General features: G+C 49.1%; 11 protein-coding genes. 2 read left to right on the top strand and 9 right to left on the bottom strand.

Annotated elements, in window-relative coordinates; genetic code table 11:
• Positions 1-183 precede the first annotated feature (183 nt).
• Positions 184-1,439, top strand: a protein-coding gene (locus RYZ59_RS16110; protein ID WP_318049204.1) for an IS3 family transposase whose coding sequence is annotated in 2 segments (ribosomal slippage) — positions 184-535 and positions 535-1,439 — 1,257 coding nt in all. Because the reading frame shifts where the segments join, the coding sequence is not laid out codon by codon here.
• Between the two features lie 104 nt (positions 1,440-1,543).
• On the opposite strand, the gene RYZ59_RS16105 is transcribed toward RYZ59_RS16110, so the two are convergent.
• The 7 genes from RYZ59_RS16105 to RYZ59_RS16075 form a co-directional block, all read right to left on the bottom strand.
• Positions 1,544-2,302 (bottom strand): amino acid ABC transporter ATP-binding protein, encoded by a 759-nt coding sequence (locus RYZ59_RS16105; protein ID WP_137382473.1) that lies wholly within the window; start codon positions 2,300-2,302, stop codon positions 1,544-1,546.
• Positions 2,303-2,309: 7 nt separating this feature from the next.
• Positions 2,310-3,413, bottom strand: a complete 1,104-nt coding sequence (locus tag RYZ59_RS16100; RefSeq protein WP_318049368.1) for an amino acid ABC transporter permease — start codon at positions 3,411-3,413, stop codon at positions 2,310-2,312.
• A gap of 9 nt (positions 3,414-3,422) precedes the next feature.
• A complete protein-coding gene (locus RYZ59_RS16095; protein WP_318049206.1) occupies positions 3,423-4,604 on the bottom strand; it encodes an amino acid ABC transporter permease in 1,182 nt (393 codons plus the stop codon).
• 69 nt (positions 4,605-4,673) lie between these two features.
• A complete protein-coding gene (locus RYZ59_RS16090) occupies positions 4,674-5,699 on the bottom strand; it encodes an amino acid ABC transporter substrate-binding protein (protein WP_202037597.1) in 1,026 nt (341 codons plus the stop codon).
• Between the two features lie 460 nt (positions 5,700-6,159).
• Positions 6,160-6,381, bottom strand: a complete 222-nt coding sequence (locus RYZ59_RS16085) for a membrane protein (protein WP_048213468.1) — start codon at positions 6,379-6,381, stop codon at positions 6,160-6,162.
• A gap of 270 nt (positions 6,382-6,651) precedes the next feature.
• On the bottom strand, positions 6,652-9,765 hold the full coding sequence (locus tag RYZ59_RS16080) for an efflux RND transporter permease subunit (protein ID WP_318049208.1): 3,114 nt from the start codon (positions 9,763-9,765) through the stop codon (positions 6,652-6,654).
• 11 nt (positions 9,766-9,776) lie between these two features.
• The gene (locus tag RYZ59_RS16075) at positions 9,777-10,934 is read right to left on the bottom strand and encodes an efflux RND transporter periplasmic adaptor subunit (RefSeq protein WP_318049209.1); all 1,158 of its coding nucleotides are present in this window, start codon (positions 10,932-10,934) and stop codon (positions 9,777-9,779) included.
• Positions 10,935-11,343: 409 nt separating this feature from the next.
• Between RYZ59_RS16075 and envR the strand changes: the two genes are divergently transcribed.
• Positions 11,344-12,000: an acrEF/envCD operon transcriptional regulator gene (gene envR, locus RYZ59_RS16070; RefSeq protein WP_318049210.1), complete on the top strand. Its 657-nt coding sequence runs from the start codon at positions 11,344-11,346 to the stop codon at positions 11,998-12,000.
• A gap of 52 nt (positions 12,001-12,052) precedes the next feature.
• Here the strand turns inward: envR and RYZ59_RS16065 are convergent, their stop codons facing one another.
• Both RYZ59_RS16065 and yhdJ read right to left on the bottom strand, forming a co-directional pair.
• The gene (locus RYZ59_RS16065; protein ID WP_003025279.1) at positions 12,053-12,217 is read right to left on the bottom strand and encodes a DUF2556 family protein; all 165 of its coding nucleotides are present in this window, start codon (positions 12,215-12,217) and stop codon (positions 12,053-12,055) included.
• Positions 12,218-12,299: 82 nt separating this feature from the next.
• Entirely contained in the window at positions 12,300-13,184 is an 885-nt protein-coding gene (gene yhdJ / locus RYZ59_RS16060) for an adenine-specific DNA-methyltransferase (RefSeq protein WP_318049370.1), read from the bottom strand.
• Positions 13,185-13,202 lie beyond the last annotated feature (18 nt).

Here is a 13,202-nt window from a genome sequence, read left to right as displayed (position 1 = left end):
TGCCGAACTCAGAAGTGAAACGCCGTAGCGCCGATGGTAGTGTGGGGTCTCCCCATGCGAGAGTAGGGAACTGCCAGACATCAAATAAAATAAAAGGCTCAGTCGAAAGACTGGGCCTTTTTGCGTTTTTTGACCCGTCCTGAATAGCGTTGACACGTTCCAGATTTAATTCCGGAGAACGTGATGATGACTGAGTTCAAACGCACCCAACGCGATTATCCTCTATCCTTTAAAATAGCCGTCGTTGAGCAGGTCGAAAAAGGCGAGATGACCTATAAACAGGCCCAGCAGCGATATGGCATTCAGGGGCGCTCCACCGTACTTGTCTGGCTGCGTAAATATGGCCGGCTTGACTGGAGTCCCGGACTTCCTGACCTGGTGAAGAGGAAACTGCCTGTGGCTCAGACGACTGTCCCGCTTACACCCGAGCAAAGAATCAGGGAACTTGAAGAACAGCTTGAGCTGGCAAACCAGAAAGCTGAGTTTTTTGAGTCCGTTATCAACGTCCTGAAAAATGATTACGGGGTGAGTGTTGTAAAAAAGCGGCCCGGCAAGTCCTCACGCAAAGTCAGGCCCCAAAAATAACAGTTACGCGTGCATGTCAATTCCTGGGGCACAGCAGACAGGCGTGGTACCAGTACAACACAAGATGTAATAAACGGCAGGAGCATCATGCTCAGGTTCTTGATTTTGTTGCACGTACCCGGTGCCGTCAGCCGCGAATAGGTACGCGTAAACTGCACTATCTGCTGAACACCCAGGCCGGTAAAACACTGGCTATAGGGCGGGACCGTTTGTTTAACCTGCTGGGTGAATACCGGCTCCTGATCCCCGTGAAACGGGCATATCACAAAACAACCAACAGCCATCATCGCTTTTACCGGCATCCTAATCTGCTGAAACCCGGCCCTGAACCGGTTACCGCCCTTGAGCCAGAGCAGGTCTGGGTCGCTGATATAACTTACCTTCCACTACGCAGCGGCACGGCTTATCTGAGTCTGGTCACCGATGCTTGCTCCAGAAAAATCGTGGGTTACCATGTCGGGGAAAACCTGCAGACAGAAAACGTGGTAAAGGCGTTCAGACAGGCTCTGAGGCGGAGAAAAACGACAGGTCTGCTGGTACATCACTCTGACAGAGGACTGCAATACTGTTCGGTACTTTATCAGTCAGTTCATGAGCGAAACGGAATAATCTGTTCAATGACCGATGGTTACGACTGCTACCAGAATGCGCTGGCTGAGAGAATAAACGGGATACTGAAAAATGAGTTTTTACTCTCCCGCCCGGTGGATCTTGCACAAGCCCGAATGATGGTAAAAGAGTCCGTGGCCATTTATAACCATGAACGGCCACATCTGGCCCTGAAATACAAAACGCCCGATGATGTTCATCAGGCGTTTTATAGACAAAAAACTGTCAACCTATATCAGGACTAGTCATTTAACGTATCAGGGAAAATAGGCCGGATATGCGCAAACGCTTTACCCGGCCCACGAGGTTGGCATTGCTGCCGGCCTGATATGTGCAGGCAATCGTGGCGTTAATGTATAACCTGTGACAAAAAGGCACGAGTTCGTTCGGATTTAGGGTGGGCAAAAAATTCATCTGGAGGCGCCTGTTCGACAATCTCACCAAGATCCATAAAGATCACCCGATCCGCTACCGTGCGGGCGAACCCCATTTCATGTGTTACACACAGCATTGTCATTCCCGATTGCGCCAGGCCAATCATCGTATCCAGCACTTCCTTTACCATTTCGGGATCTAACGCTGACGTGGGCTCGTCAAACAGCATGATTTTGGGTTTCATGCACAGCGAGCGCGCAATAGCGACACGCTGTTGCTGGCCACCGGAAATTTGCCCGGGATATTTATGTGCATGTTCAGCAATGCGGACCCGCTCAAGGTAGTGCATTGCCAGCACTTCGGCTTCTTTCTTCGGCATCTTTTGCACCCAAATAGGGGCCAGTGTGCAGTTTTGCAGAACCGTTAAATGAGGGAAGAGATTAAAGTGCTGGAAGACCATGCCAACTTCCTGTCTGACACGTTCGATATTGCGGATATCTTCGTTGAGCTCGATTCCATCCACGACAATACGCCCTTGCTGATGTTCTTCCAGATGGTTAATACAGCGGATAGTCGTCGATTTTCCGGAACCAGAAGGTCCGCACAATACGATACGCTCTCCCTGTTTTACCTGCAGGTTGATATTCTTCAGGACATGAAACTGCCCATACCATTTGTTGACGTTTTCCAGCGTAATCATCGCGTCAGTGGACGGTATTACTATTTGGCTCATAAATTCCTCAGTGCGGTGTACGCCCGGTGTTAAAACGTTTTTCCAGATGCTGGCTATAGCGCGACATGCTGAAACAGAAAACCCAGTAAATCAGTGCAGCGAAAACATATCCTTCTGTCGACATCCCCAACCAGGCCGGGTCGACAGTTGCTTGCTGGACGCTGCTAAAGAGGTCGAACAGGCCGATGATGATGACCAGGCTGGTATCCTTGAATAGCGCGATGATGGTATTGACCAAACCGGGAATGACCAGCTTCAGTGCCTGGGGAAGAATAACCAGCCCCTGCGTTTTCCAGTACCCGAGCGTCAGTGATTCAGCGGCTTCGTACTGCCCTTTTGGTAAGGCCTGTAATCCCCCGCGTACCACTTCAGCAACATAGGCTGACTGGAAAAGAATGACGCCAACCAGTGCCCGAATAAGTTTGTCGATAGTTGTACCTTCCGACATAAATAGCGGGAGCATGACTGAGGACATAAACAGGACGGTTATAAGCGGTACACCACGCCAGAACTCAATGAAAATGACCGATAAAACACGCACGATCGGCATATGAGAACGGCGGCCTAACGCCAGTAAAATTCCCCATGGAAGCGCGCCCGCGATACCCACGGAGGCGATAATCAGAGTCAGTGTTAATCCCCCCCACTGCCGGGTTTCTACTCGCTCAATCCCGAGAAAACCACCGTACATCAGCCACCAGACGGTAAGGGGATACACCACCGCCCAGATGGCGATATAGCGGCCACGATAGGGGATGGTTTTCAAGAACATCGGGATGATGGAAAGCAGACCAATAATCAGGGCCAGATTGACGCGCCAGCGTTGATCGTGTGGATACAGCCCATACATGAATTGCCCAAAGCGTTCATGGATGAACACCCAACAAGCCCCTGCTTTGGTACAGTCGGCCCGGGTAGAACCGACCCAGTTGGCCTGCAGGAATGCCCAGTTCAACAGCGGGGGAAGGAACGACCAAATAAGCCATACGCATAGCAATGTGAGTAGGCTGTTTGACCAACCAGAGAACAGGTTTTTACGTACCCAAAATAGAATGCGACTTACCGGGTTACTGCTCGGGCGCACGGGGTGAGACAGCAGTGCTTTTGTCATCATGGCTCCTTAGCGCTCAATCAGTGCGATGCGGCGGTTATAAATATTCATCAACAGAGAAATACTCAGGCTGATGATCAAGTAAACCGACATGGTGATGGCGATAGTTTCGATGGCCTGCCCTGTTTGATTGAGCACGGTTCCGGCAAACAATGACACCATATCCGGGTAGCCAATGGCGGCTGCGAGAGAGGAGTTCTTGACGATATTCAGATACTGACTCGTCAGTGGGGGAATAATGACACGCAACGCCTGTGGGATGATGACCTGCCGCAGGGTTACCCGGTTTGGTAGGCCCAGAGAACGTGCCGCTTCATGCTGCCCATAAGGGACTGCCTGTATCCCCGCCCGGATAATTTCAGCAATAAATGCAGAGGTGTATACAGAAAGCGCCAGTGTCAGGGCGGCCAATTCTGGAATAAGCACCATACCGCCACGGAAGTTAAACCCGCGCAGTTCAGGGATATCCCAGTGCAGCGCCGCACCGAAAATCCAATGTGAAATCATCGGTAGGAACACGATTAGCACCAGGGCTGTTGGCCATGTTCGGCGTAACTGGCCTGTTTTGGTCTGGTGCATTTTGTTGAAGCGAAATAATCCAATGGTGATGATGACGGCAATCACGATTGCGGCACAGAAGGTAATCAGTCCTTCTCCCATCTGTGGTGCCGGAATGTAGAGCCCACGATTGCTCAGAAAGACCAGATCCAGGGTACTAACAGCCTGCCGCGGTCCGGGCAAATTCCGTAATACGGCAAAATACCAAAAGAAGATCTGCAGCAATGGCGGGATATTGCGGAACGTTTCGATATAAATCGTAGAGAGCTTTCGCAGTAACCAGTTATCCGACAGCCGTGCCAGTCCGAGAAAAAAGCCGAGAAATGATGCGAAAACAATGCACAATGCGGAGACTAACAGTGTATTAAGCAGACCGACGATAAAGACGCGGCCATATGTATCGCCTTGCTCGTAATCAATCAGATGCTGAACGATACCAAATCCGGCACTGCGTTCGAGAAAAGAAAAGCCCGAGGTAATACCGCGACTGCTCAGGTTATTAATAGTGTTATGAATGAGATAGACCGCAATGCTAACGACTGCAATCACAGCGAGTATTTGAAATAACCAGGCGCGGACCGCAGGGTTAGAAAAGGATAACGATCCTTTTACGTTTGAGCTGCGATGGGACATAAGAAAACCTCGGTAACTATGACTCTGGGCTGAGCGCCGCAGTTGCGGCGCTCGTTGCATCACTGCGCATTAGCGCACGGGTGGTGCATACTGAATGCCACCGTTATTCCAGAGGTTGTTCTGTCCACGCTTGATCTTCAGCGGGCTTTCCGATCCAACGTTACGTTCAAAGATCTCCGAGTAGTTACCTACCTGCTTGATAATGTTGTAAGCCCATTTGTTATCAAGTTTCAGATCCTTGCCATAGTCCCCCTCTTTACCTAACAGGTGCGCCATATCCGGTGTTGCCGGATTTGCCGCTTTTTCGTCAACATTTTTCGAGTTAACACCCATCTCTTCGGCGTTCAGCATAGCGAACAACGTCCAGCGAACAATCGAGAACCACTCGTCGTCACCACGACGCACGACTGGCCCCAGTGGTTCTTTAGAAATAACTTCTGGCAGTACAATCCATTCTGCGGGGTTGCTCAGTTTGATCCGCAGGGCGTACAACTGAGACTGGTCGGAAGCAAGCGTATCGCAGCGCCCTGATTCCAGCGCTTTAGCGGACTCATCAGAACGGTCAAAGGTGACAGGGGTATACTTCATGTTGTTGGCTTTAAAGTAGTCGGCCACATTCAGTTCAGTATCTGTTCCTGCCTGAATACAAACCGTAGCGCCATCCAGTTCTTTAGCGCTCTTCAGACCCGCTTTATTATGGGTGAGAAAACCAATGCCGTCGTAATAGGTTACGCCAGTAAAAGACATGCCCATCCCCGCATCACGAGAGGAAGTCCATGTGGTATTACGGGAAAGCATATCGACCTCACCAGACTGTAACGCGGTGAAGCGCTCTTTGGCGGTGAGTGGGGTATATTTTACTTTGCTGTCATCACCAAATACGGCAGCGGCAACGCCACGACATACATCGACATCAATACCAGAGAATTTACCGCTTGCATCAGCGTAAGAAAAACCAGGCAGGCCATCACTGATACCACATTGCACAAAACCCTTTTTCTTTACGGCATCGAGAGTTGCGCCGGCATGTGCCTGATTTGCAACCGCAAGCAGCACGCCGGCCGCAGCCAGGCTGGCTATTATCATCTTTTTCATAGAGCATCCTGTGTGGAGGAATTATTGTTATGGAAACGTTCTACAAACGTCTTTTACCTGTCTGTGGCTTTGGCCATACTCTTCTAAGCAAAGGTAGTGCCAGGTTTTTGCGCACGATTATTCGGCGCAATATGCAGAGTGTAGACAGGAAAAAATAAATGCAGCGCCCCGAAGTGGTGCAAAATTGAAGCGTAAGCCACATTTCAGCGCAAAATATTTAAATTTCAGACAGGACGCAAGATAACAATTTCGGGCGTGAATATCCGTAGCGTGAGAATAATGAAAGGGATGAGCGTTATAACGAAGAATAGAGAAAATGCTAATTTGAGATCATGGATATGTGAAGCGAATCTATAATAATTTTATTTTATGAGCGATGCTATGAACCAACGTTTTGTCTTATATAAAGATTTAATCATTATGGATAAAAGCGCGGCAACGGCCGCGCTTTTATGATTATTTATTTCGTCAAGGCAACTATCCCAAGCGTCAAGCCGGCAACTGCGGCTGCACCACCGGCTATCGCGCCTGCAGTTTCCCAGTTATCCTGTGTGGTACCTTTCATACAGGTGTTGGTATGAACCAGACGCCCTTGATCGTCATAGACAGGCACGCAAGGGGAATCGTGTGCACAGCCAGCCAGTAATGCGGTAAGCAGTGCAACGGGTATTAATCTTTTCATGGTGTTACCTCAAAAATAAGCGTTTCGCTAATTGAGCAAAGACAAACGCTCAGCCATCTGCGAACTCGACCGCTATTTTACCACTGCTTAAAAAAAGACTGACATGAGGAATAATCTCAATTCATGTGGATTGTAAAAATAATGGATAAAATGGGCGCGCCTGAAAGTTTTTTCTGCAATGTTTTAGCAGAATTAAATGTCTATCTTATTAATAAATAAAGAACTCATCATCATGTAAAAAGGCGTCCATGGACGCCTTTATTTTACAAATTAATCGTGGTGCCGGCTAAAACGCCGTTTAACGACAACGAAGAAGACGGGAACGAAGAAGATCGCTAACAATGTTGCAGTGAGCATCCCTCCCATAACACCAGTACCAACAGCATTCTGCGCACCGCTACCTGCACCGTGGCTGATAACCAGAGGCATAACCCCGAGAATAAACGCCAGGGATGTCATCAGGATAGGGCGAAGACGCATGCGGGAAGCCTCGAGAGTGGCTTCGATCAACCCTTTGCCTTCTTTGTCCATCAGGTCTTTGGCAAATTCGACGATCAGGATGGCGTTTTTGGCAGAGAGTCCGATGGTCGTTAGCAGTCCCACCTGGAAGTACACGTCGTTATTCATCCCGCGAAGTGACGCTGCCAGCAATGCTCCAACAACACCGAGCGGTACAACAAGCATGACAGAGAATGGAATCGACCAGCTCTCATACAATGCCGCAAGGCAAAGGAAGACGACGATCAGCGAGATGGCATACAGCGCCGGAGCCTGGTTGCCTGACAGTCGTTCCTGATAGGACATTCCCGTCCAGTCATGACCGATACCATTTGGTAGTTTTTCCGCAAGGCTTTCCATCAAGGCCATTGCCTCACCGGTACTCCTGCCTGGCGCAGCTTCTCCCAGCAATTCCATTGATGGCATACCATTGTAACGTTCCAATCGTGGCGAGCCGTAAATCCAATGTGCTGAACTGAATGTAGAAAATGGCACCATTTCGCCATTGGCGCTGCGGACATACAGATTATTGATGTCCTCCGGCAACATACGGAATTTAGCATCTGCCTGGACGTACACTTTTTTCACGCGGCCACGGTCAATGAAGTCATTGACGTAATAGCCCCCCAAGGCGGCAGAGATGGTTTCGTTGATATCAGATAATGAAACACCCAGTGCTTGTGCTTTTTCCTGATCGACATCCAGCTTGAATTGCGCGGTATCCTCAAGACCGTTAGGGCGTACGCGCACCAGCAGGTCAGGGTGTTTTGCAACCATGCCCAGCAGCTGGTTACGTGCTTGGGTTAGTGCGGCATGTCCCAGCCCGCCCTGGTCAATCAGTTCAAAGTCAAAACCGGTTGCCGTACCCAGCTCAACAATGGCTGGCATGTTGAACGGGAACACTAAACCATCGCGAATCTGACTAAATGCCCGGGTTGCGCGGGCAATAACGGATTCAACGTTATTCTCGCTACCGCTACGTTCTTCCCAGGGTTTGAGGCTGACGAACGCCATCCCTGAGTTTTGTCCCTGACCGCTGAAGCTAAAGCCGTTAACCGTAAAGACGCTCTCGACATTCGCTTTTTCATTGTTCAGGTAGTAGTGAGTGACCTGATCCAGCACTTTCTGAGTGCGTTCTTGAGTTGCACCTGCCGGGAGCTGAATCATTGTCAGGAATACGCCCTGATCTTCCTCTGGCAAGAAAGAGGTTGGAAGCCGCATGAAGAGTACAGCCATCCCAATCACAATGACCAGATACACCACCAGGTAACGCCCCGTTTTGCGAATGATCCCACTGACGCTATTGGTGTAATGGTTGACGCTGTGGTCAAATTTGGCGTTAAACCAACCAAAGAAGCCGCTTTTTTTCTCGTGATGATCGGCAGAGACGGGCTTCAGTAATGTTGCACACAGTGCCGGCGTCAGAATCAAGGCGACCAGCACCGAAAGCGCCATTGCAGAAACAATCGTGATTGAGAACTGTCGGTAAATTGCCCCAGTGGAACCGCCAAAGAAGGCCATTGGGATAAATACCGCAGACAGCACCATGGCGATACCGACCAGGGCTCCCTGAATTTGTGACATGGATTTTTCTGTCGCCTCTTTCGGCGGGAGATTATCTTCCATCATCACACGTTCAACGTTTTCCACCACGACTATCGCGTCATCAACCAACAAGCCGATGGCGAGCACCATCCCGAACATCGTTAGGGTATTTATCGAGTAGCCAAACGCGGCAAGGACGGCAAATGTTCCCAACAATACGACGGGGACAGCGATGGTCGGAATGAGCGTTGCCCGGATGTTTTGCAGGAACAAATACATGACCAGGAAGACCAGCACGATCGCTTCAAAAAGCGTTTTTACCACTTCGTGAATAGAGATCGTAACAAACGGCGTCGTGTCGTACGGATAGACGACCTTCATTCCCTGCGGGAAGAACGGTTGCAGTTCAACCAACTTGGCTTTGATGGCGTTAGCGGTATCCAGTGCGTTTGCGCCGGTGGCCAGTTTAATACCGAGACCGGATGCTGGTTTACCGTTAATGCGAGCAACAACATTATAGTTTTCACCGCCCAGCTCAATACGTGCGACATCTTTCAGATGAACAACAGAGCCATCACTGTTCACCCGTAAGGTGACTTTGCCGAACTCTGCTGGATCTTTAAGGCGTGTTTGCGCAATGATCGAGGCATTAAGCTGCTGATTAGGCAATGCCGGCGTACCACCTAACTGACCTGCGGCTATCTGATCGTTCTGTACTTTTAACTGATTAATGACATCGACTGGTGTGAGTTTGTACTTGTTCAGCAAGTTTGCATCCAGCCAGATGCGCATGGCGTACTGAGCACCAAACAGCTGCACGTCGCCAACGCCGTTCAGACGACTGATGGTGTCTTTAACGTTAGAGGCAACGTAATCGGAGATGTCATCCTGTGTAGTTTGCGGATTGTCAGAAACAAAACCCGCAACCATCAAAAAGCTGCTACTCGATTTCTCAACACTGATACCTTGCTGCTGGACTTCCTGCGGCAGAAGCGGTGTGGCGAGCTGCAACTTATTTTGCACCTGGACCTGCGCGATATCGGGGTCGGTCCCAGACTGGAACGTCAGTGTGATGGTCACACTCCCGGCTGAATCGCTGGTGGAGGACATATACATCAGGTTATCGATACCGTTCATGTTCTGTTCGATAACCTGCGTTACTGTGTCCTGAACCGTCTGTGCATCCGCACCAGGGTAGGTTGCGGAAATCGCTACGGCAGGGGGCGCGATGGTAGGGTACTGCGCCACGGGCAGTTGCATGATCGCCAAAGCACCCGCCATCATTAGAATAATGGCCAGCACCCAGGCAAAGATAGGTCGCCTAATAAAAAAGTTTGCCATGTCCGCTTACCTTATTGCGCCGCAGCTGCTGCCGGGGCATCGGTAGTGGCTTTAACCTGCACGCCAGGGCGTGCTTTCTGTAAGCCGCTCACGATGACTTTATCGCCGGGTTTTAAACCGTCGCTAATCAGCCATTTGTCGCCAATAGCTTGCGCGGCGACAACGGCACGAGGCTCAACCAGGCTCTTGTCGTTAACGACCATCACTGTGGCATCACCACGCGGAGTACGCGTTACACCCTGTTGTGGAACGAGAATGGCATTGGGCTGTACACCTTCATCGATACGCGCGCGAACAAACATGCCTGGTAACAGGGTGTGCTGCGGGTTAGGGAACACGGCTCTGAGGGTGATGGAGCCGGTGCTTTCATCAACCGTAACGTCAGAAAATTGCAAAGAGCCTTTCAGCGGGTAGGCCTGGCCATTTTCCATCACCAGTTCAACAGCGCTGCTGGTGCTGTCTTTATGCAGGCTACCTTGTTCAATGGATTGCTTGAGGCGCATAAAGTCGTTGCTGGACTGCGTGACATCGACATAAATAGGATCAAGTTGCTGAACGGTAGCTAACTCTGTTGCCTGACCATTGGTGACCAGCGCCCCTTCAGTGACGTTGGATTTACCGATACGCCCGCTAATTGGCGATGTGACTTTGGTGTAGGCAAGATTAATGCGAGCGCTTTCAACGGCTGCTTTTGCTGCAGTAACAGAAGCATCTGCCTGACGCGCATCAGCAATGGCCTGATCGTACTCTTGTTGGCTGATGTACTTTGTGCCGACCAGCGGGATGTAGCGTTTCACGGTTAAATGCGCAATTGCAGCAGCCGCTTCACTCTTCGCCAGCTCACCTTTGGCGCTGTCATAGTCTGCCTGGTAGGTTGCGGGGTCGATCTGATAGAGCGATTGTCCTGCTTCAACATCACTCCCTTCGGTGAAATTCCGTTTAAGTACAATCCCGCTGACCTGAGGGCGGACTTCCGCAATACGGAATGAGGTCGTTCGTCCCGGCAGTTCAGTTGTTACGGCTAAAGGGGCCGACTCAACGACATGGACAGTAACCTGTGGCTCGGCAGGATGAGCTTGTGTATCCCCCTGATCGTTACAACCGGCGAGTAATGCAGCGGAGATGATGATGAATGAGGGCAGGAGTGAGAACCTGGCATTTTTCGTCATTACTATTCCTTAAAAAACCGAAAGCTCGTTATTTACCGGGTGAGGCGAGGGAGATAACGTGCACAAAAAATAATAGTTGGCTATCCTACAAATTATTAGCTTGCGATGTAAGTAATACTTATTTATGGGGGCGATGCACGGCACGTAAAAACAAAAAAGAGTAATCAGCTACTGACTTATTATGTCGTTAATCGCAATGTTATGATGCGTATAAATACATATTGAAATGATTATCTGATTGGTGAATGTGTTGGCGTTGTTTATTTGTTTTGATTATTTGTGTGTAATCAGCAAAATGAAATAGTTTAGAACTCGTTTAAACAATCGCCAGGTGATACATTTATTCCGTATAGTAAATATTAAATAAGAAAGTTAATCATTCTCTACTCTGTCTTAGGCATTCGGAACTATGGCCAGAAAAACGAAAGCTGATGCCCTCAAAACGCGCCAGCTCCTGATTGAAACAGCGATAGCGCAGTTTGCCGCGCGTGGCGTAGGCAATACAACGCTAAACGACATTGCGGACGCCGCCAACGTGACGCGGGGGGCACTTTACTGGCATTTTGAAAATAAGACCCAGCTGTTTAATGAGCTATGGTTACAACAACCTCCTCTCCGCAACCTTATTCAGGAAAAACTCATTGGTCGTTGGGGAGATAATCCTTTACAGCGGTTGCGTGAGAAATTAGTTGTCGGTTTGCAATATATTGCTGAGAATCCCCGTCAGCAGGCATTAATGCAAATTTTATATCATAAATGTGAATTTCATAACGATATGATATCAGAGCAGGCGATTCGCGATAAAATAGGACTGAGTCACCAAAGTATTCGTGAGTCTTTGCAGCAGTGTGCGGTTAACAATTTGATCGCTACCAGCCTTGATTTAGACGTTATCATCATTATTTTGCATGGCAGTTTTAGCGGAATAATAAAAAACTGGTTAATGAATCCAGCGAGTTATGATCTCTACCAACAAGCACCTGTATTAGTCGATAATGTATTAAAAATGTTAAGCCCTGATGGTTGCATGCTGCAATTGATTCAGGGTGAGGATCAGGCTGGCTAGTTTCTGCCGCCATGGACTGACGGCAGTTACAAAACGGTAAGCACCGGGCGCACTATTCGAGGTCGACGCAATTGACCAGCTTGAGGGGATTCACTGAGTTCATATTTCGGCACTTGTCGTGCTCTGTTGTCATCAACTCTATCCACTGAATGAGTAGTGCATCAAAAAGAAAAACAAAGACAGCAAAAACAACCAGCCACCAATACTTGCGAATCATTACCAAATCCTGTGTATTCATGCCCAAGCGTGCAGGGAATATACACGAAATCTAAAAGCTGAAAAGCAGACTTACAATGCTTTTACTTTGCTGAAATCCCACCGCTCTTTTCCGGTAATCGATTCTTTTTAGACAGGTTTTTCGTCTTGCGCTTTTTCACCTTTGCAAGCTCATTCTCTGAGAAATGGGAGCTAATACGCAGTCGCCGTAGTCCCATTTTTACGTATTCATTATTGATTTCAATACCAATAAACTGGCGCCCTAAATCCACTGCCGTTGCCCCGGTAGTGAAGCTACCCGCGAACGGATCTAACACCCAGTCGTTTGGGTTCGAGGAGGCCAAAATGATGCGTTCCAGCAGGGCTTTAGGTTTTTGGGTCGGGTGGTTTTCGTATTCATCCATCAGGTAGCGAACGCGTGGAAACTCCCAGACATTACCGGGTACTTTTTTCTGGTTGTAGGGCTGAGGTGGGTTCTTTCTGTAATCGATCAGCGCGCGTTTCGCCCCGGTTTTCGCTTCAACCAAAATATCATCACGGTTAAATGTATAGCTTTTGGGGTCTTTGACCATCATCAGGATCGGTTCATACATGGAGCCAAAGTACTTTTTGGCCTGTACTCCTGAGCTATCATAGGCCCACACAATACGGCTTTTGATGGTAAAAAGCTGTCGGCATTTGAGATCGATGTACGGCATGTTCTCCGTACTGTTCATGATGTACATGGTGCCTTGTGGCTTTAATATTCGATGGCATTCATCAATGCACTCGAACAGCGAGGCCAGAAAGCTCTCTTCGTCCCAGGATTCTACCAACCCGTCAAAGTCTTTCCCGATGTTATAAGGTGGGTCGGCAAAGATCAGATCGATGCTTTCAGACGGCAGTTTTTTCAGTTCAGTCAGCGCATCACCCTGGATTATCTTTTTGGATTCATCACCAAAGTAAACAGGTTCACATCTTGCTTTCATCACCAAAGCCCCCGTGTG

The sequence above is a fragment of the Citrobacter sp. HN-141 genome, from assembly GCF_033341895.1.
Classification (GTDB): Bacteria; Pseudomonadota; Gammaproteobacteria; order Enterobacterales; family Enterobacteriaceae; genus Citrobacter.
Note: the sequence above shows the minus strand (reverse complement) of the source record. Positions and strands in the feature narration are given on the sequence as shown.